This is a genomic window from Gracilibacillus halophilus YIM-C55.5 (assembly GCF_000359605.1).
GTDB classification, from domain to species: Bacteria; Bacillota; Bacilli; order Bacillales; family Amphibacillaceae; genus Gracilibacillus; species Gracilibacillus halophilus.
Genome location: NZ_APML01000066.1, coordinates 1 through 22,784, shown reverse-complemented (window position 1 = coordinate 22,784; position 22,784 = coordinate 1). Strand labels below are relative to the sequence as shown.

9 protein-coding genes are annotated in these 22,784 nt (G+C 39.3%); 8 read left to right on the top strand and 1 reads right to left on the bottom strand.

Annotation, left to right across the window (positions count from 1 at the left end):
• Positions 1–49 precede the first annotated feature (49 nt).
• The 7 genes from J416_RS12515 to J416_RS12485 all read left to right on the top strand — a co-directional run bounded on the left by J416_RS12515 (position 50) and on the right by J416_RS12485 (position 17,242).
• The gene (locus J416_RS12515; protein ID WP_003473053.1) at positions 50–1,555 is read left to right on the top strand and encodes a response regulator transcription factor; all 1,506 of its coding nucleotides are present in this window, start codon (positions 50–52) and stop codon (positions 1,553–1,555) included.
• Positions 1,515–3,281: a sensor histidine kinase gene (locus tag J416_RS12510; RefSeq protein WP_003473051.1), complete on the top strand. Its 1,767-nt coding sequence runs from the start codon at positions 1,515–1,517 to the stop codon at positions 3,279–3,281. Before J416_RS12515 ends, J416_RS12510 begins: the two co-directional genes overlap by 41 nt.
• Before the next feature lie 173 nt (positions 3,282–3,454).
• Positions 3,455–4,750: an ABC transporter substrate-binding protein gene (locus J416_RS12505; protein WP_003473050.1), complete on the top strand. Its 1,296-nt coding sequence runs from the start codon at positions 3,455–3,457 to the stop codon at positions 4,748–4,750.
• A gap of 115 nt (positions 4,751–4,865) precedes the next feature.
• A complete protein-coding gene (locus J416_RS12500) occupies positions 4,866–5,735 on the top strand; it encodes a carbohydrate ABC transporter permease (protein WP_156809595.1) in 870 nt (289 codons plus the stop codon).
• Positions 5,732–6,559: a carbohydrate ABC transporter permease gene (locus tag J416_RS12495; protein WP_003473047.1), complete on the top strand. Its 828-nt coding sequence runs from the start codon at positions 5,732–5,734 to the stop codon at positions 6,557–6,559. Before J416_RS12500 ends, J416_RS12495 begins: the two co-directional genes overlap by 4 nt.
• Before the next feature lie 21 nt (positions 6,560–6,580).
• Complete coding sequence (locus J416_RS15170; RefSeq protein WP_003473046.1) at positions 6,581–9,925, top strand: glycoside hydrolase; 3,345 nt, start codon at positions 6,581–6,583, stop codon at positions 9,923–9,925.
• 381 nt (positions 9,926–10,306) lie between these two features.
• Positions 10,307–17,242 (top strand): Cna B-type domain-containing protein, encoded by a 6,936-nt coding sequence (locus tag J416_RS12485; RefSeq protein ID WP_003473045.1) that lies wholly within the window; start codon positions 10,307–10,309, stop codon positions 17,240–17,242.
• A gap of 45 nt (positions 17,243–17,287) precedes the next feature.
• Here J416_RS12485 and J416_RS12480 read toward each other — a convergent pair whose 3' ends face one another.
• A complete protein-coding gene (locus J416_RS12480; RefSeq protein WP_003473044.1) occupies positions 17,288–18,442 on the bottom strand; it encodes a response regulator in 1,155 nt (384 codons plus the stop codon).
• 239 nt (positions 18,443–18,681) lie between these two features.
• Here J416_RS12480 and J416_RS12475 point away from each other — a divergent pair.
• Positions 18,682–22,784 (top strand): SpaA isopeptide-forming pilin-related protein (locus J416_RS12475; RefSeq protein ID WP_003473043.1); only part of this gene is annotated, 4,103 nt, incomplete at its 3' end.

Genomic DNA, 22,784 nt, shown 5'->3' with positions numbered 1-22,784 from the left:
TAGTACCAATTATTAAAAGCGCTTACAAAAAGAAGGGGGTTATTCATTTATGGCGGAAGTTTGTCGTGTTCTGATTGTGGATGATGAAATGCTGATTAGGCAAGGAATTATAAATTACATTGATTGGGAAGCGGAGGGTTTTCAAATTGTTGGCGAAGCATCCAATGGACAAGAAGCGATGGATATGATTGAACAAACACATCCCCATATTGTGATTACTGATATTGTCATGCCCGTTATGGATGGCATTGATGTTGTGAAAGCAGTGAAGAGAGCATACCCCAGTATTGAAATCGTTGTATTAAGTAGTTTTGAGAACTATGATTACGTACGATCTACTTTTCAGAATGGTGTGGCAGATTATATATTGAAACCGAAATTAAATGAGGATGAATTATGCCAAATTTTATACCAAATAGCCGCAAATATTCCTGATCTTGATCACACGGCTCGTCAACGTTCGCCTGAACAATTGTTGGAAACAGTGTTACGAGGTAATGAATCAGCATTAGATGAGGCATTCATACAACATTTTCTTCCCTATAGTCAGTTTGTGTTGGTAGCAATTCTCGGGAAACATGCGCAACCACAACTCGGTGATCATGTGAAGGTGTTATCGTTATTAGCTGAAGACAATTGCACAACTTTCCTACTTAACTTTCAACCACAACGGTTCGCTACAATTAAAGAAACAATAAAAACCATTTCAAGCGAGGATACCAGTCTAACATGGATCGTAGCGCGACCCTTTGACTCGATTACGGAGATCAAAAGTGTATATGAGGATGGTCTGTTGAAAATGAAGCAATATTTGTTTTATTTACCGGAACAATCTTTCCTAATTTATGATGAATTGCCGAAAGAGCAGAAAAGGCCTGTTCACTTTGATCTGAATCACTTTATTGATATGTTTAAAAATCGACAATTTCATGTTGCGTTCACTTATTTAAGCGATTACATTCATTATTTAGCATCACAATATACAAAAGATCCATTCGAGTTTACCTCATTTTTAGGAAATATCATTTTTAATATGATCGTTTTATTAGACAACTTAACATGTGACACGGCAGAAATCGAACGGAAAAAATATCGTTATTTTGCGAATATCAATGAAGCAAGCAACGTCAATGAAGCGCTGGAAGAGTTTTATGAAGTTGTAAATAAAATACAAACGATGATTTTCTCGAATGATTCCTCGAATAAACTAGACAGGATGTTAGCGTATATTGAAGATCATTATACAGAAACGCTTCGTCTATCAGAACTTGCGGACCATTTTCACTTTAATCCATCCTATTTGTCCGCTTATTTTAGTAGTCATCATAAAGAAGGATTTAGTGAATATGTGAACCGGGTGAGAATAAAGAAAGCGATGAATCTATTAGAAAGTAGTACTGTTTCCATATCAGATATCAGTGGAATGGTTGGATATTCGGAGCATAGCTATTTTTGCAAAGTGTTTAAACGAATCACAGGAATGTCTCCTAGTCATTATCGGAAGGAGTACCGTTATGAAAATGAAACGACAACAACAATTGATGCAAGTGATTAAAAATCATAATTTGTTTCTTAAAATGTTTGTTGTCATGGTGATCAGTATTGTTGCTGTGTCGTTATTTATCACATTTAGCTCGATTCGTATGTCGAGTCATTTATTTATGGATACCTTCAGCATTACGAATACGAAGGTGTTAGGTCAAATTGAATCGAGGTTTGAATCATTGAGTTATGCGATCGTGAATGCGAAAAATGATGTCCAAGACAATGGTACGATTAAAAGGGGATTAACTGAACAAGGAGAAAATGCGATTGCTATTGCTGAATCAAAATATCAGATTATGAAACAACTTGAAAGAATTGATACGAATATCGAACCTTATAATGCCAGTATGATCGTGTTTGGGAAACAAGAGCAATTATATAATATGAATTATTCGAACTGGTCGGTATCATGGGAAGAGTTAGCGGAACACCCGATTACCCATAGTGCAGTTAACCATCCTGATATATTGCAGTATCACTATGTGCCTTCCTTGATGGCTCATAGTGAACCGATGATTATTGGCACGAAGGCGTTAACGGAGCGGTCTACGGATCATGTTTACGGTATTCTTTATTTCCTAATTAACGAAGATCAATTGAAGGCATTTTACGAAGGGTATACGAGCGAGGGAAATAATGTGTTATTGATCAATGAAAAAGGGACGATTGTTTCAAGTAGTCAAGGGCAGTGGGCGGGAAAAGATGCTCGAGATGTTTTACAAGCATCAAAAGAAGTGGACAAGGAGCAACTAGAGTATAAAGATGTCCATGTCTTGCAAGATGACTATATGTTAATGTCAGAATATTTACCGACATATGATATGTATTTGGTCAATCTCGTTGATCAGAATGCCGTGCTTCAGCGGTTAATTAACCCGAAAGAAATTATTTTTATTAGTATGGGAATTGTCATCATTGCTGTGATCATTGTGTTTGTGATTTCCCGGCGGATGACTAAGTCCATCAGTCAGCTAGTCCATCAAATTTCAGATATTGCGAATCATCATTTTAACAAACCGATCACAGAAACGGGTGGGTATGAAGCGAATCAGATAGCATATGCTTTTAATTCGATGTTACATGAACTACAAGAATACGTAGACGTTGTTGTGCAAACACAACAGCGGCAAAGAGATGCTGAATTAAGGGCATTGCAACATCAAATCAATCCGCATTTTCTATATAATACATTAACGTCGGTTAAATTGATGGTTCAGCAAGGGAAGAAGGAGCAGGCTACTGATACAATACACGCATTGAGCTCTTTACTTCAACATGCGCTTGGTCGTATTAATCAAACAATAACCGTTGAAGAAGAGATCGAAAATATGAAAAATTATGTCTTGATTAACCAAGCTCGGTATGGTGATCGGATCAAGGTGAATTATTTTATTTCACCAGATTGTTTGCATCATCGTTTGCCTAAACTGGTTCTCCAACCTTTTATTGAAAATGCATTTTTTCATGCGTTTAACGAGAAGAAAGAAGGATTTATTCAACTATTGATTGCTCAAAGAGAGGATCGACTCGTTTGTGAAATTGTAGATAATGGGGATGGCATAGATATGGCAGGTCACAATATGAAGGCGAAGCGTCAGTTGTTCACCGGTATTGGGGTTCGTAACGTGCATGAGCGGATTCAGTTGTTATATGGCCATCCGTATGGTGTGGAAATGACAAGTGCCAAAGGAGAAGGGACAAGAGTTCGGATCGAATTACCGTTACGAGAAGAATGAGCGTTGCCTATCTAATAAAATGACAAATAGCTAAAAATCATCCAAATTTGTAGGGAAATTACTAAATATTTTTTCACGATGGATCTAAAGATCGTTCTAACACTCTGTAAATGTAAGCGCTACAATAAAGGTAAGACGGTTGATCAATCGCTTGTAAAAAAGGAGGTCATTCAATGAAAAAGTATGTATGGATCGTCTTGATGTCGATAGGATGGCTGGTATTAGTAGCTTGTTCTTCAGGCGAAGAAACGAATAACAGTTCTAATGAAGGGACTACTGAATATGAAGAAACGAATGCGATTACAGCCTGGGCTTGGGATCCAGCATTTAACATTGCCGCACTTGAACATGCGAAAGAAGCATATAGCGGTGATTATGACGTCGTGATTGTCGAAAATGCGCAAGATGATATTATTCAAAAGTTAAATACCGGTCTTAGTTCAGGTACAACGAAAGGTATGCCCAATATTGTTTTAATTGAAGACTATCGGGCGCAAAGTTTTTTGCAGGCTTATCCAGATGCTTTTCATCCATTAACAGATGTGATCAATACGGATGAGTTCGCTGATTACAAGACAGCCACAACGAGTCTTGATGGTAAACAATACGGTGTACCCTTTGATTCAGGGGTAGCAGGATTGTATGTGCGGACCGATTTTCTTGAAGAAGCTGGTTACACGGTAGAGGATGTATCAAATATTACATGGGCGGAATATATCGAAATCGGGAAAGATGTCAAAGAAGCTACTGGCAAGAATATGCTCACCTTAGACCCCAATGACTTAGGGCAAATTCGTATGATGATGCAAAGTAATGGCTCATGGTATGTCAAAGAGGATGGATCGACGCCTCATATCTCTGAAAACGAATCGCTTAAAAAGGCGTTTGAAGTGTATAAAGGGATGATGGATGCAGATATTGCCAAAATTGTTTCGGATTGGAGTCAGTTTGTGGGTGCATTTAATAGTGGTGATGTTGCCAGTGTTCCAACAGGTAACTGGATTACCCCAAGTGTCAAACAAGCTGCCGAGCAATCGGGCAAATGGGCCGTCGTTCCGATTCCAAGATTAGATATGGAAGGAGCGGTCAATGCATCGAACTTAGGTGGTAGTTCATGGTATGTATTGAATGTTGAAGGGAAGGAGCAAGCAGCTGATTTCTTAGCCAATACTTTTGGTTCAAATGTGGAATTATATCAAACACTTGTTCAAGAAGTGGGCGCAGTTGGTACCTACTCACCTGCTACAGAGGGAGATGCGTATGCCGTAGAGGATGAATTTTTTGGTGGTGAACAAATTGTGTCCAAATTTTCTGAATGGACAGACGACATTCCAGGGGTAAATTACGGTCAACATACGTATGCAATCGAGGATATTATTGTTACGGGGATGCAAGATTACTTGAATGGAACAGAGTTATCTCAAGTACTAGAAAATGCGCAATCACAAGCTGAAGCACAACTGAAATAATAGATTGTTCGATCGAAGAAAGCCTTGAGTTGCCGCGGCTCAGGGCTTTGTTATAGGGGGAGTAAACATGGGTCAACAACTAATAAATAAAGAACACATAACACATAAACGATCGATGAAGGCATTCATTCGAAAGCATATTGGCTGGCTGTTTATCATTGTTTCGGTGCTGGCGATTGGTTTGTTTTATTTTTATCCAATGATTGAGGCTTTTCTCTTATCGTTTCAATCAGGGGCTGGGGCAAGTTTAAAATATGTAGGTTTTGACAACTGGATGCGCTTATTTGGTGATCCGAGTTTTCTTGCTGCTTTAATTAATACATCGATCTATTTGCTTGTTCAAGTGCCTGTCATGATAGTATTAGCGTTAATTTTTTCGGTATTGTTAAATGATCCAACGCTGAAGTTTAGAGGGTTTTTCAGGACGGCGATTTTTTTACCCTGTGTAACGTCACTCGTTGCTTATTCGGTGATTTTTAAATATTTATTTGGCGTTGATGGTATTGTGAATCATTTTTTATTGAATGTAGGCGCGATATCTGAGTCGATAAATTTTTTAGCTGATCCGATTTGGGCAAAAATTATCATTATTCTGGCGATTACTTGGAGATGGACGGGTTATAATATGATTTTTTACTTGTCTTCGCTTCAAAACGTGGATCATTCCATTTATGAAGCGGCAAGAATTGATGGGGCTAATGCGTTTCAGCAATTTTTTCAAATTACCATTCCACTCTTAAAGCCAATCATACTATTCACTTCTATTACATCAACCATCGGGACGTTGCAATTGTTTGATGAAGTTATGAATATTACGCAAGGCGGTCCAGGTAATGCAACCCTTTCAATCTCACAATATATTTATAATCTTTCTTTTGAGTATACGCCTGACTTTGGCTATGCTGCGACTGTATCTTATGTCATCGTCATCTTGATCGTCTTTCTATCAATTATTCAGTTTAAAGTGGCAGGTGATAAAAAATGAAAAAGTGTAAGCGAATTTTTATTTACACGTTTCTAAGCATTGCAACCATCGTTTCAATTTTTCCATTTTTATGGATGATTTCGAGTATGACCAATCAATCGGTAGATGTGACGAGAGGGCGTTTACTGCCTGGCACGCATTTATTTGAAAACGTAAAAAAACTATTTGAAACAGTTGATATTGTACCTGCCCTTGTGAATTCTGGGATTATTGCGGTTGTCACGACATTTTTAACATTATTTATTGCATCGCTTGCTGGGTATGGTTTTGAAATTCATCGTAGCAAGGGAAAGGATATCGTATTTAATATTGTCTTGTTAACAATGATGATCCCATTTGCAGCGATTATGGTTCCCTTATATCGCTTATTTGGTGGAATTACTGACACGATGCCTTTTTTCGGAATTGATACATTAGCGGCAGCCATATTGCCAACTGTTACGACAGCGTTTTTTATTTTTTTCTTCCGTCAAAATACGAAGATGTTTTCTCGCGATTTAATTGAAGCGGGGAGAATTGATGGGCTAAGTGAATGGGGGATTTTCCTACGCATTTATGTTCCAACCATGAAAACAACGTATGCAGCAGCGGCGATTATTGCGTTTATGAATAGCTGGAACAATTATTTATGGCCATTGGTCATCTTACAATCACCTGAGAAACGAACGATTCCATTATTGATTTCCAACCTTGGTTCAAGTTATTCGCCTGACTATGGCATGATTATGACAGCGATTGTGATTGCAACATTGCCAACCGCACTTGTCTTCTTCTTTATGCAGAAACATTTTGTGGCTGGCATGATGGGGTCTGTGAAAGGATAATCATATGAGGAGGGATACAGAGTGAATAAGCTGATCAAAAAAATAGTGTCCATAGGCTTTATTGCAGTGTTTGTTATGCCTATCATCGCATCGACATCAAGATCAGCTGAAGTAAGTATAAATAACTCAGATGCAACAAATAAAGTAATTATGCTTGATCCAAGTTATCAACATGAACCTTTTGAAGGATGGGGAACAGCGTTGGTTTGGTTTGCTAATGTGACGGGTGGCTGGCCTGATGAGATCAAAAATGAATTGGCTGATGAACTTTTTGGTGAAGAGGGATTAAACCTAAATATTGCGCGTTACAATATTGGTGGCCAAGATTCACCTGAAACCGAACCTTATATGCGTTTAGGTGGTGCGGTGCCAGGTTATTGGAATCGTCCAGATGAATTTGCTCCGCCAGAGGGTGTAAGTGTTGATGAAGATTGGTGGGATCCTAGTCAACCGAATCATTGGGATTGGAATAAAGATGCGAATCAACAATGGTGGTTACAGGCAGCCAAAGAACGTGGAGCAAATCTATTTGAAGCATTTTCGAACTCTCCTCCCTATTTTATGACGCAAAGTGGTTATACTTCAGGCAATACAGATGCCAATCAAGATAATCTCCAACCAGATAAATATGAGGAGTTTGCCACCTATTTGACAAAAGTTGTAGCGTATTTGAAGGAAGAGATGGGGATTGATATACGGACTCTTTCTCCAGTAAATGAACCCAATACGGATTATTGGGGAGCAAAAGGGAGGCAGGAAGGGTCTCACTGGGATCCGGCATCTCAAGCTAAGATTATTAAAGAAGTAAGCAAAAAATTAGAGGCATTTGATTTAGATACGGTGGTTTCAGCCATGGATGAAACGAACCCTGGTAAGTTTCGAACGAATTGGGAAAGTTATGACGAAGCCACAAAAAATAATGTAGGTCAGATGAATGTGCATACGTATGGAACAGGAGGACGCACCGCGATTCGGGATCTAGCTAAAATTGAAAATAAACGTCTTTGGATGTCTGAAGTTGATTTAGGGCCAGGCGGCATTCCACAAGATTTTACAAATATAGAGCCAGGTCTTGCCTTATCAGAGCGGATTACATCAGATATTACAAATCTTGAACCAAAAGCATGGGTTCTTTGGCAAGCGATTGAAGACCAAGTCAACATGAATGCAGATCATGAGAATATGAACTGGGGGCTCATTCACGTTGATTTTGCTCCGGACGATTTTGAAGACTTAGAATATCATAAGAATAAAAAATTTTATACGATGGGTAACTATACGAAGTTTATTCGACCGGGCGATCAATTTATTCGTTCGGATGATGAGAATACTTTAGCAGCAATGGACAAAGAGAATCAAGAAGTGGTTGTTGTTCATACGAATCAATCAGATGAAGAGCAAGTGGTTGATTTTGATTTGTCTGGTTTTGAAACGGTGAGCGAATCTGCACAAGCGACTCCTTTTGTAACTTCTGCTGAAGAAAACATTTCGCAAAAAGATTCAATAACTGTGAAGAACGATCGTTTAACAGCGACAGTAGATGCAAAATCGGTAACAACATTTGTGATCTCTGATGTTGCAGGCGTGGATTCGAATGATAGCTTCATTCAATCTGATAAAACATATAAAATCATTAACAAAAATAGTGGGTTAGCATTAGATAAAGCGAATGAGAACGCTTCTATCGTACAACATTCAAATGAAAATCAAAAAGACCTTCAGAAGTGGACGTTTAAAAAAGTAACAGATGGCTATACGAACCAAGAAACATATAAAATAATCAATGCTTCTACCGGTGAATTGCTGACCAATAACGACGGAAAGGCTGTATTAGCTGCTGATGATAATCATGATGCGCAATTGTGGACGTTGTCAACGACCGGTACTGATTATTCATTCATTAATAAGAACAGTGGAAAGTTATTGGAAGTTGGTGGAGAGTCACAGGATGAAGGGGCGTCTGTCGGCTTATGGACAGCAACCGGTGGTGCGCATCAATCATGGTATGTACTTGAATCTCTCTCATCTACGGTGACGAGCATTGATCCCGTCGAAGTGTATACAGCGATGGGAAAAGAACCATCGTTACCAGAAGAAGTGACAGCAAATCTTTCCATTGGGACACAAGTGAAAATCCCTATCGATTGGGAAGAAATTGACGCGGACAGATATGCAAATTTAGGAGAGTTTACCGTCAATGGGGAGGTTGACGGATCAGATGTTGAAGCCATTGCTAAGGTGAGAGTAACGAGACAACAAGTATCGAATCTTGCATTAGAAGCAGAAGTAAGTGCGTCTTTTACAGGTCAATGGGATGATGTAAACCATATTAATGATGGGGATCTTTCGAATAACCGTTGGACCAACTGGGACTCAGAGGAATGGCGTGCGAGCGACTGGGTATCACTTGACTTCGGTGAAAAACAATCCATCGTAGAAGTTGGATTTCACTTCTACGATGATGAAGGGGGAACAAGGCCACCTGAATCGCTTTATCTCGAATCTTGGAATGGATCCAGTTGGGAAGAAATTTCAAATACAAGAGTTGATGTGCAGACGAAAGATGAGGCAACGGTATCATTTGATTCAGCTGTAAATACTTCTCGAATTCGTGTGCAGATGGATGCGATGCCGAGTACATGTATGGCGATTAGAGAAGTGGAAGTAATGGGCGGCGATGTCATCGTGCCAAGCAGTGACGCATCTGTAGAGAATATACTTGTAAATGGTGAAGAGCTAGCGGATTTTTCATCAGATCGATTGACTTACGATGTCAAATTGCCGGCGAATAGGACAGAAATTCCAACGATTGAAGTAGAACTAGTTGATCCATTTGCTACACATGAGATTGCTTTACCTGATGAGCTACCTGGAGAAGCAGAAGTACACGTGACTTCTGAGGATCAATCGGTTACGGAAACCTATACGATACATTTTACGTTGGCTAAGTTGGCGGATATAGATAAATCGGCATTGGTCGAAGAAGTGAGGTTGGTTGACGAATTGAATGAAACTGACTATACAACGTCTTCTTGGGAAAAAGTGATGACCGCGGTGAATCATGCCCGGGAAGTAATGGATAGTCGCCATTCCACACAAGATGAAGTGGATCAAGTTTTGATTACATTACAACGTGCGATAACTCAGTTGGAATATGTAGAAGATCGTTCTGTTAATAATGAAGATAGTGACTCTGGTGAAGCAGTGGAAGAGGTTGATGAGGATAGTGGTCTGAAGCGAGATGGAGAAAGTAGTGAGCTTCCAGACACTGCAACGAATCAATTTAATTGGAGTTTTGTTGGCTTCGTATTTTTGGTATTAGGTATCGCATTTTTTAAGGGAAGAAAGTCAACAGAAGAAAGATAAATGAGAAGGGACGCGGGTGTGAGACCCGCGTCCCTTCTTTTGGCTTTAGGAAAGTTTTTTTGGCTTCATTAGGTTTTTCTGGCGTGACGCGCGGGATTCTGGTGTGAGCACGATAATTCTGGCGTGACGCATGAGATTCTAGCCTCAGCACAATAATTCTAGCCTGAGTCATATAATTCTAGCTTCAGCATAATCATTCTAGGGTGACGAACATAATTTTTCTAGCATCATGAATGGTACTTTTCTACTAATCTTCATGATGTGATTGCGCGAACTGTTTAAGAAAATGTTAAGGGTTGGTGGTTACAATCATTAATTGTGTGTTTTTTCATTTAGACATCTAGATTCAAATAATTTAATAGAAGAGAGGAGAAAAAGTCGATGAAGAGAAGATTGAGTATAGTTCTGCTCTTTTTGCTTTTGTTTCAAACGATGGTACCGGCGCAAGCAATTACGAATGACGATCAGCGTACGGTTTTCACAGATGTAATAGTAGAAGATCAAGATGGCAATGTGATTAACTTAGATGAGCCAATTGAGTCAGAATCAAAAGCGAATGTCCAAATCAATTGGTCAGTCTCTGGATTGGACGTAAAGAAGCAATATTCGGAAACTTTATCTTTGCCAAGTGAATTGCATGTTGCAGAAAAGCAAACAGGTACATTGACAGATGAAGCTGAAGGAACTGAGGTTGGAACATACGAGGTATCTGCTGATCAAACGGTCACAGTTACATATAATGAAGCCATCGAAGCACTTCCTGATGCTACAGGTGCGTTTCAATTTGATGCGACTGTTTCGAAAGATGATACGACAACAAAACAAGAAAATACAACAGAAACAAGTCAATCAGCAGACACACAAGATACATCCAGCTCGGACTCTACACACAACAAAACAGATGAATCAACATCGCAAAATGAACAGCAACAAACAACAAAAGAAAGTACAACCGAAATGACTACCCAGGCGTTATCGGTAGAAAGTACGGAAATTACCGAAAACATAGTGACAGATGTGACGCTTGAAAAAATACTAGGTGATGGTATAACGGAAGAATTGCCAGCGGGTGAAGAGATTGTCGTCGAAAAACCATATGACGATTTTAAGGTTCAACTGGGCTATGATTTTGCATTACCAAATGGTCACAGTTATGGCGATGGTTCCACATACACAATTGAAGTACCGTCACAGTTCACCATTCCAACGGTAGCAAAACCACAGGAGTTAGCAACTGCAGATGGAACGGTATTTGGTTCGTACACCACGGATGGTAACAAGATTGAGATTACATTTAACGAGCAAATCGAAAATAACTCCGACATTGAAGGGTACATTTTATTAGAGTCAGCATTTGATGAACATTATGATGGGCCAGCTCAAGGTGGAGAGATCACATTTCCGATCCAAGGGGAAGATACGATCTCCTATCCTGTGAAATTCATGCCAGGTGGTTCTGCGATCGATAAACAAGGGGTTCCTGATAAATCGTATAATACGAAAACAATCACATGGACCGTCGATTTTAATAAAAATTTACAAACGATCGAAAATGCTGAATTAACGGATGAGATGGTAGAAGGCGATCATCAGTTTATCGATGGCTCTTTGAAAGTTTACAAGCTTGATATAAATGCCAATGGAGAAATAACTGGCAGCACAGAGATCACAGATCATGGTTTTGGAAACAGTTTTCCTTTAGATCTTGGAACCATTGAGTCTGCTTATCGTGTCGTCTATGACACTGAAATTAACGATAGTACAGGTGAAACATACAGCAATAGAGCCACATTAAGTGGAGACAATGTTGATTCAAGCAGTGCGGAGGCATCTGTTTCAGTTGAACGTGGCCAGCCGCTAGAAAAAAGCGCGATTGATTATGATGATGTTTCACAAACAATCACATGGGAAGTGAAGTATAATTACGATGAAAAAGAGATTTCCCAATCAAATGCAAAATTAACAGATGTTCTTGGTGAAAATCAGGAACTTGTAGCGGATAGCTTTACTGTTGAACGTGTTACGATTGACCCGGATACAGGTGAGGTAACGGATACAAGTCAAGTCGATGCTGCAAATTATGATGTCACCTCGACAACGGAGGGTTTTAACTTCCAATTTAACGAGGATATCAGCCAAGCATATACAATTGAATATCAAACGACAGCAACTGATCGTGTGATGGATAGTAACACGGTCGTAAATGAAATTAGTGATGAATTCAGCCATACGGTAACAGGCGAACAAAATATTAGTCACGGTATTTTCTATAAATCGCATGATGGCAATCCGGATTATGACGCGAAAGAAACCAGTTGGACGATGGAATTGAACCGTGATAAATATACCATGGAAAATGTTACTGTTACAGACACTTTACCGCAAGGGTTTACTGCTGAAAACATTAAGGTGACACACGGTGGAAATGAGTGGGAAAAAGGTACAGACTATAATGTCACTATTAATGGTCAAGAAATGGTTATTGATTTTAATCAATCGATCGATCAAAAAGTCGATATTACGTTTACAACTTCTATTGATTTTGATGCAGTAGATTCAACAGTTGATCAATATACAAACGATGCAACGATTGAGTGGACGACTGCAGGAGGCGCAACGAAAACGAAAAGTGACTCAGCTACCTTTGATCCAGATGATTATACGAAAAATAACGGCTTCAAACATGGAAGTTATAACCCGGTCACCAAAGAAATAACGTGGCAAATTGGTGTGAATTATAATGAAGAAACACTGAATGATGTGGTAGTAGAGGATCTCATTAAAAAAAATCAAAATTTCTCAATAGATGACGTCAAAGTCTATCACATGACATTAACCGGTGGAACGAATGGTTATGAAAAAGGAGACGCTGTGAGTAGTGCTTCGATTAATGAAATCACTGGGGGCAACGATGAATCAGGGTTCGAAGTAGATTTAGGGGATATAACTAGCCCGTATTTGATTGAATTTACCACCGATTTGAATGGTGAAATCGTTCATGAATCCTATGACAATACAGCAAATGTGACTAGTAGTAATGATGATACGGATGTATTACCAGCAACGGTCGAGCCAGATCACGGTGGAGAGTTCACGACAAAGAATGCTACGCAAAATCCGGATAATCCGCGCGTGGTCAATTGGGATGTGGAGATTAACTTTTCTCAATCGAAAGTATCGAACCTTTCCCTATCGGATACACCAAGTATCAATCAACAATTACTGAAGGATACGATCAAACTATATGAAACGAATGTTACGAAAGATGGCGTTTCAAAAAATCCGGATCGTCTTTTAACCGAAGGAGAAGACTATACCTTAACCATTACAGAAAATGCGGATGGTCAACAAACCTTCACGATTGACTTTGCCAAAGAAGTGATTGAAGAGGCTTATGTCTTAGCGTATGACACTTATATTTTATATGAAGGTGATGGCAACTTGGAAAATACGGCGTCATTTAACGCCGAAGAAACGCAAGAGTTGGATACAGGCGATTCTGTATCAAATGCGATTGATTTGTCAGCCATTTCAGGTGGTATTACTGGTGAAGTTGGCAGCCTCGAAGTCACCAAAGTCGATGATGACGACCCGACAAAAACATTAGCTGGTGCAGTATTTGAATTGTACGATGCAGAAGGTGATGTATTACTTGATACAGCTACAACGAATGAAAATGGGGTCGTAACCTTTAATAACCTGTTATACGGGGATTACGTATTAAAAGAAGCAGATGCACCGGACGGTTATGTCGTTGGCATTGATGATCAGCAAACGGTGACTGTTGATGGCGACCCTTTAGAAGTAGAGATAACAAATGAAAAAATCAAACGTCACGTAGAACTGACGAAAGTGGATGGTACGAGTGGCGATCCATTAGAAGGGGTTACGTTTGAGTTACGAGATGGTGCTAATGATACGATTGTCGATACGTACACAACCGATGCTAACGGTGAAATTCGTGTAGAAGATCTATCAGCTGGTGATTACTATTTCACTGAAACATCAGCAAAAGAACATTATCAACCAAATGATAAGGATCACCCTTTTACCATTGAGGAAAAACAAACAACGATCGATACAGTAACAGTGGAAAATGAACTGATTCCAGGGAACGCTACTGTTCAAAAAGTCGATGCGGATACAGGCGCTGGCTTACAAGGTGCAACGTTTGAAATTCAGGATAGCGAAGGAAATGAAGTTCGTACAATTACAACGGATGAAGATGGCATGGCGAATACTCAAGATTTGCGTCCTGGTGAATACACACTCGTTGAAACCAAAGCGCCAACAGGATACAACATCTCAGAAAAAGCGGCGAATGGTATCGACTTTACCATTGAACGCAGTCAACAAGAAGCACTTGAAATCGGAACAGTCAGCAATGAAGTGAAAACAACAGCGGTTGAATTGACGAAAACCGATGATATCAATGGAGATGTCCTTGAAGGTGCGACTTTTACATTAACGTATCAAGATGGGAATTATTCAAGTGAAGTCTTGGAAGGTACCACCGACAGCTCAGGCAAAGTTACGTTTACTAACTTGAAACCAGGTACGTATTCCATCGTTGAGACGGAAGCACCTGATGGTTATTTACTTAATTCTGAGCCAATTACTGTTGAAGTTACGTTAGATGATGTACATCATGAAAGAACCGTATCAGCTAGTCAGAATAACCGCCCGTCGACTGACATTACGGTTCAAAAGGAATGGGTCGATACAGCTGAAACCGAAGCAAGACCTGATGAAATTACGGTGCAACTTTTCAAAAATGATCAATCGACACCTATGAAAACGCAAGTGATTGAACCAGATGAGAACGGGCAGTGGCACCATACGTTCGAGCAACTAGAGAAGTATGATGAAGAAGGGAACCTCATTCAATATAGCGTGGAAGAACTTGATGTAGCAGGCTATCAATCGAGCGTTGAGGGAACCGATACTGGGTTTAAAATTACGAATGTACGCGAAGGAACCACTTCTGTGGATGTCACTAAAACTTGGAATGACAATCAAAACAGTGCAGATAAGCGGCCAGAACAAATCGAAGTAGAGCTATATCGTAGTGATCAAAAAGATACGCCAATGGATACCGTAACCATTACACCAAACGAAGGCGGAGATTGGACACATACATTTGCAGATCTCGATGCATTTAATGATCAAGGTGTTGCTTATGAATATACGGTCCAAGAAAAAACACCGGAAGGCTATCGTTTACAGAACAAGACAGGTACGATGCAAGATGGTTTTAGATTCATTAACGTCTTACAAACGTCCATTGATGTCAAGAAAAAATGGTTAGATAATGGGGATACAGAAGATCGGCCACAAGAGGTGACCGTTGAACTCTACCGTAATGATGAGCCAGTAGCAGAGACGACCATGACGGCATCTGATGGTTGGAAGCATACGTTTGAAGATCTTGATGTATATGATGAAAATGGAAATGCCTATACGTACACAGTAAAAGAAAAAGATGCATTTGATCATTATGAAGTAAAATCAATTACAGGTGATCGTCAAGACGGTTTTGTGATAACAAACCTTCGCGTTGGAGAAACTGCATTAGAAGGGGCAAAAACATGGATAGACGAACATGCGGACGACCGACCAAACGAAATTACCGTCAATCTATTGCAAAATGGTGTGGTAGCCGATACTCAGACAGTCACTGCAGCATCAGATTGGAAATATAGCTTTACCAACTTGCCGAAATATACTGATGAAGGCATCCCTTATGAATATTCAGTCAAGGAGCAAGGGGTTCCTGGCTATCAATCAGAAGTGGATGGTACAAATATTATCAATACGAGAGCAGAACAACGTGATATAACGATCACAAAAGGTTGGAAAGATGAAACGGCGGAAGATCGTCCTTCTTCAGTTACGATCACACTGCTCAAAAACGGTGAGAATTTTAAAGAAACCGAATTAACGGCCGAAGATGGTTGGACATATACATTCTCTGATTTAGATGGATACGATCGTGAAGGAAAAGCGATCACGTATACGATCGAAGAAGAGCCTGTCGAAGGCTATGAAACAACGATTGATGGCTTTGATATTACGAATACTCGTGTAGGCAAGACTGAAGTTGAAGGAACCAAAACGTGGTTGGACAATGACTCAGAAAGTCGTCCAGACGTTATAACGGTTCAGCTTTTACAAAATGGGGAGATCATTGAATCACGAGAAGTCACTGCTGAATCGGATTGGCAATATCATTTTACCGATTTAGAGAAGTACGATGAAAATGGTGTGGCGTATGAATATACGGTCAAAGAAGAACCAATGGAAGGTTACGAAGCATCTTATGACGGTTATGATATAACGAATGTTCGTACAGGAACGACTTCTGTGGAGGTTTCGAAAACGTGGAAAGATGGTACAGAAGCAGATCGCCCGTCATCGATTACCGTCCAGCTATATCAGAACGGGGAATTTCTAAAAGATGCGGAAGTTACTGCTGAAAGTGATTGGACCTATGTGTTCGATGAATTGCCTAAGTATGATGAGCAAGGGGTCAAATACAACTATACGATTACAGAAGAATCCATCGAAGGTTATCAATCGACGGTGAATGGCTATGACATCACAAACTTGCGTGTAGGAAAAACGGATGTTGTAGGTACAAAAACATGGTTGGATAATGAATCTGATCAACGTCCAGCGTCTATTCAAGTTCATTTATTCCAAAATGGTGAACGGATGGATACCAAAGAGGTGACGGCAGAAACAAATTGGATCTACCGTTTTACCGATTTAGAGAAGTTTGATGAAAATGGCGTTGCGTATGAATATCATGTGGAAGAAGAACCCGTCGAAGGTTATGAAACATCTTATGATGGTGATGATATTACGAATCGTCGCGTAGGAACGACGACGATTGAAGGAACGAAAACATGGAAAAATGATACCGAACAAGATCGCCCGTCTTCCATTGTTGTTGTTCTTTACCAAAATGGTGAGCAATATACAACGAAGAAGGTAACAGCAGCTAATGATTGGCACTATCGTTTTGAAGATTTACCAAAATATGATGAGAATGGTGTTGCTTACGAATACACCATCGATGAACAAGAGGTGGGAGGATACCGTTCAACCGTAGATGGTTTTGATATTACTAATACATGGACCCCTCAAGTTGCCAATGAAGAGGATTCAAATGAGTCATCAGGTTCAACAGATGAGAGTGATGGACCGTTACCGAACACAGCAACAAACACATTTAATATTATTCTGATCGCAATATGTGCTTTAGCGGTTGGGTTCGTGATGTTACTGATTTATTCCAGAAAAAACAGAACATAGCATAAGTAAAAGGGCTGTCCCGCAATTCACAGGTGACAGCCCTTTTTAAAATGTGTTTTGCATGGAGTGAGGATTGTTTTTCCATTGTTGATACCATAATTCGATATCTTCCTTCATGGGAATATTCAAATCGAATAAATTCTCTTTTAACTTTGAAAATTGATAATCGACTAAAAGACCATAACCTAAAAAAGCATAAATCCGTATAAGCACAAAATTTACTGTTTCATCTTCTGGCTGTTTATCACATATTTGTGTATACCATAATGCAGCTTGTTCGTACTCTTTCCGTTCAAATAAACAGTTAGCGATTTGATACGCTTGGTTGATCCACAGTTTTTCACAACGATATCGATAAGGTTCTGCCCACAAATAATCAAATCCTTGTAAAAAAGGTCCTTGATATCGTTCCATGATTTCTTCATGTTGTGCTAATGTTTGCGAGGATACTTCGGGTGCTTGTCTTATATTATTTTCCCACTCTTTTATATCTATTTTTACGTTTCGTAATTTTAACTGATATCCACCCTGTATATTGCGAATGGACATGTAGTCACTGAAGGGCCTCAGCACCTTCCGTATTTGATATACCGTAACATACAACAAAGAAAAAGCTTTCTCTGGATGGAGATCATGCCATAACGTTTCCACGATTTCTGACTTTGATATCACCTTATCATGAAAATGTAATAAATATAAAAATAATTCTTGGCATTTCAACGTTCTCCAAGATATAAATTCAGGTTGTTGATGGGGGCGTTGCAGTTGAAATGTTCCACTGACATAGACCCATAAGTCATCTTGCTTATGAGTGCTGGACTGATGATGCTCTTGTTGCTGGTAAATATAATTTTCCAGTCGATTCATTGTTTTTTGTAATCGTTCCAATTGTACAGGTTTTAGTAAGTAATCAATCGCATTGACTTCAAAAGCTTCTAACGCAAAATTATCGTAAGCTGTGATAAAGACAATCGGAATCTGAGGATTGATCTCACGAATTTTTTTAGCCAATTCGATGCCATTTACTTGTGGCATTGAGATATCTAAGAAAATGGCATCCGCACAATTGATAGACTTTTCTTTATTTTCGATAAATGGATCTAAATATTTTTTGCATACCTTCCAATTGTTCATCCCTGCAATTAAATTTTCCAGATAATCCAACGCAAGTGGCTCATCGTCAAATAGAATGACATCCATGTCGCTCCTCCTGTTTGGGCAAAAAGTCATATATATGAATGATTTAAAGTAATATTTTGTTCAAAAAATGTTCAGATTAAAGTAATAAAATGAAATTGGAAATATATTTATTTTTTACCATATTCCAAAGGGGGAATGCAAGAAATGGATAATATGAGAAAATGTTGAAATCTATATAGATGATTCAATTGACTGTTAGTTCTTCGGTGAATGCAGCTTAGAAAAGGGAGGATGGCTCCGTGAAAAAAAATCTATTATTCATTCTAGTAGCCTTTGTATTATTTTTTCAAAATGGACAATTATACCATATTGGTAATTCGTTAATGGCAGCTGACAATGGCTTCTCCCTATCAGTTGACTCTAGCTCAACGACAGAGCAAGCAACTTTTTATTTAACATTAGAGGATCCATCTATCGAGACATTACACATGGTTTTGCCAAAAGATGCCGATTTTGATCAAGAGAAAACAGAGCGAAAAAATAGTGAAAAAATTGAACTTCAATATGATCAAGAAGATCATTCATTACTAATCACGAACCATTCAGAAGAAAATTCGAAGATTACGCTTGAACTTACCAATCTATCTGAAGAAGTAACATTATTAGTTGGGCAAGATAAAAATAATTTAGAAGCTTTTGATTTTACGATTTCTGATACCTCGCAATCAACGAATACGAGCTCTTCTAGTCCGATTACGACGTTTTCAGGCAATTTAAATGCCGATATCAGTCTGTCCCCAGTTAGTGACGAGATTTTATCAGGACATTTTGCAAATTATAATTTGGAGCTTAAGTTAACAGGATCTACTGCAGTTACATCCTATACGAATGCTGAAGTAACAGTAGATTTACCGATTACGTCTTATACTCATTTTTCACAAAATGTAGACAATCTAAGCATCAATGGTGTAACGCCTACTTATGATGAACAAGCACACACATTAACGTATCAATTTGACTCTATTCAAACGGGGCGAACATACGAAACAGGCATTGAAGTGGCGACAGTCAATGGGTTATCCCCTGATGGAGAGCAGCTTACTGCAAACGCATCATTTGAAGCAGATCAACAACCCAGCATTTCTGATGATGCGACGGTAGCGATTACGACTTCAAGTTCTATCGATGTGTCGAAAACTTTTCAAGAAGTCACTGATAATGATCTGAATTTAGCGACGCCAAATTCAACGACATTATGGGAAATGAAGCTTGATATTCCCAAAAATAAAGAAGGGCAAATGTATCTTAAAGAAGGTTCTGAAATAATAATTACGGATACATTACCAGATGGGCTAAGCTATGTTTCAACCGCACAAGGTCCAGAACCCGTGCAGGATGGAAACACATTAACATGGACATATGATGCGCCTACGATAGAAGAGCAAAAAGATGCAGATACGGAATTGTATTCAACGACCATTCAAGTACTTTTAGAAGTAGATGATGGCACACAAGATACGACGCAACAAAATGATGTAAGTGCAAATGTGACGTATATCGATGACTCTACTGAAACGGTTGAGGCATATGATTATATTGATATTGTAGATTCAGACACAGCGAATGGTGAGATCGACGGGAATTATTATGTGCCTGTTCATATTGGTCCTGCTGATGGACAAGGAAATCTGGGGACTTTTCAAAATAAAAACCCAAATCCTGTTGTATACGATGATGCACTCTTAGGTTTTACGCATGGCATTTCGCCTTTGAAGGAATCGCAATACGGTGATTTTCAGCAGTATACAACATCTTATGATATTGATCCGAATTTGATTTTTAACGAGTTACAAACACCAGGCGGTTTTGTGTATCGTCCCAATGCAGATCATCCAGCTGGTGTCCCACTAGAAAAAGACCCAACATTCAATCTATTAGCTGATGTGAATGGTGAAGAAAGGTTATTAGTGGAAGATGCGGCTACAGGTACAACGTATACGAGAGAAAGTCTCGGACTCACAGAAGATGATCAAGTAAGTACGATTTACTATGATTTTACTTATGCGCCTAATGGCATGTTAAATACCGGGAAACCAAAGTATTATTTTGAAGTAGAGTCTGGTTACACGGGTGAAGTGAGAAACGAATTTAATGTATATGGCGTCGATGGAAATGGGGATAGCTTTAACTATCAATATGGTCAACAAGATGTCGATACGATTAACGGACCGAGAACGGCTCAAATTACCGATCAACCAACATCACCACCGCCTACTGCATATGTAGGAGTCGAATTGTTAGATCATACAGAAGGTGAGGTAACAACTGGTGAAAACCGGATGAAGGTGAATCTAAATAATATTGATAGTTCTAGTTCTGCCATGGAGGGACCGTTTGAAACAACGGTATTACTTCCACCTGGTGTCACATTAAATGATAATCCGAATCCTGATTATGTGGATGCAGATGGACGTTCTAGCATCGATTCTAACATTGCAGAGGGCGGAAACTATGAAGTAGTAGATGAAAACTATAATAATAGCGGTCGTCAATTGGTTAAGGTTCATTGGAACGATGACTTGTTACGCACTGGAAATGGATTAGAAGCCGAATTAGACGTAACCATTTCTGAAAGCGCTCCGAATAATCTATTATTTGATGTATATGGATTTTCTGGGGAAAGTGATTTACAGGTTCCCGGTAGTCATGGATCAGCGATCACCGATACAACTTTGCAAACAGATGAAGAAGATTTGAATCAGAATAGTGTAACGAATGAACCACGACTGAAATCAGGAAACCAATATTTTATTCGTTCAGAATATAATTTAGAGACAGAAAAACGAGTGAAAGGGGAACTCGATGAGGATTATACGTATTTTGGGCATACGGTACCTGGTGGCGAGATAGATTATCAGTTACTGTTTACGAATACGACTGGTAAAGATATTTCTTATATGACATTAATCGATGTTTTGCCTTCAATAGGTGACTTAGGCATTACGGATAATGTGAATCGTGGAAGTCAATTTACTCCTATCATGACGAATTCTATTACGTTACCAGAGGAATGGCAGAATAAAGTAAATGTTTTTTATAGTACGGCTAAAAATCCAAAACGTGATGACCTAACAAGAAATACAGACTATCCAGATTCTACAACCCAGCTGTCAAATCCGCCTGGTGCAGAGGACCCGAATTGGATGACGGAAAGCGAAGTAACGGATTGGTCATCGATCCATTCATTTAAAATAGAAATGAAGGACGGTGTAAATTGGATCGAAGGGCAAGATATGTTGGTTGAATTTTCAATGCAAGCTCCAGAAGCAACGAACGTTGATCCAAAAGTTTTAGATTCGTCTATTGATCCTGAACAACGTGCTGCCTGGAACTCGTTTGCCATGGCGACTGATCAAGGTCAGCCTGTGGAACCACCACGTGTTGGTGCATATATGGAAATGAGTAATTCTGTTCAACTAACGAAGGTCAATGAGGCTGGAGAAACGTTACAAGGTGCTAAGTTTACCCTTTTTAATGAAAATGGGCAAGAAGTAAAAACAGGGTTAACGACCGATGAAAATGGCGTAGTCACAGTCGAGGATTTATTACCTGGAAGCTATGAGTTTGTAGAAACACAAGCACCTAAAGGGTATCAGTTAGATGAGACGCCGATTTCGTTTGAAATAGAGAGTGCTTATCAAACGGAGCAAGTTGAAGTAACGAAAGAAAATGATTATATACTTGGTTCGGTTAAATTGACGAAAACCGGTGAACAAGGAAAACTGCTTGAGGGCGTCGAGTTTGAACTGCAAGATGGCGCAGGGAATACTTTGCAGGAACATTTGACAACCGATAGTAACGGCGAATTGTTGATTAACGATTTAAAACCGGGAAATTATCAATTAGTCGAAACGAAAACGATCCCTGGTTATGAATTGGACAATACACCGATTCCGTTTGAAATTGCCTTAGGACAAACGGAAACTGAAGAAGTTAGTTTTGAAAACCCATTAACTCCTGGATCCGTGGAACTAACGAAAGTGGGTGAATTGAACGAGCCTCTATCAGGAGCTGAATTTAAGCTACTTGATGAAGCCGGAAACACCCTTCAGACCGAATTGACAACGGATGAGAATGGCAAACTCTTGATTGAGGACTTAAAGCCAGGAAATTATGAACTGGTTGAAACGAAAGCACCGTTTGGTCATGAGTTAGATAATGAACCGATTCCGTTTGAGATTGTGTTTAATCAACAAGAGACGTTACAACTTACTATGGAAAACGAACAATCCACTGGTGCGGTTCAACTGACGAAAACCGGTGAACAAGGCGAACTGCTTGAGGGTGTCGAGTTTGAACTGCAAGATGACGCAGGGAATACCTTGCAGGAACAGTTGACTAC

Excerpts from the sequence above, each read along its gene's own strand:
- J416_RS12515 (WP_003473053.1), top strand. The coding sequence starts at position 50 with ATGGCGGAAGTTTGTCGTGTTCTGATTGTGGATGATGAAATGCTGATT.
- J416_RS12510 (WP_003473051.1), top strand. The coding sequence starts at position 1,515 with ATGAAAATGAAACGACAACAACAATTGATGCAAGTGATTAAAAATCAT.
- J416_RS12505 (WP_003473050.1), top strand. The coding sequence starts at position 3,455 with ATGAAAAAGTATGTATGGATCGTCTTGATGTCGATAGGATGGCTGGTA.
- J416_RS12500 (WP_156809595.1), top strand. The coding sequence starts at position 4,866 with ATGAAGGCATTCATTCGAAAGCATATTGGCTGGCTGTTTATCATTGTT.
- J416_RS12495 (WP_003473047.1), top strand. The coding sequence starts at position 5,732 with ATGAAAAAGTGTAAGCGAATTTTTATTTACACGTTTCTAAGCATTGCA.
- J416_RS12485 (WP_003473045.1), top strand. The coding sequence starts at position 10,307 with ATGAAGAGAAGATTGAGTATAGTTCTGCTCTTTTTGCTTTTGTTTCAA.
- J416_RS12480 (WP_003473044.1), bottom strand. The coding sequence starts at position 18,442 with ATGGATGTCATTCTATTTGACGATGAGCCACTTGCGTTGGATTATCTG.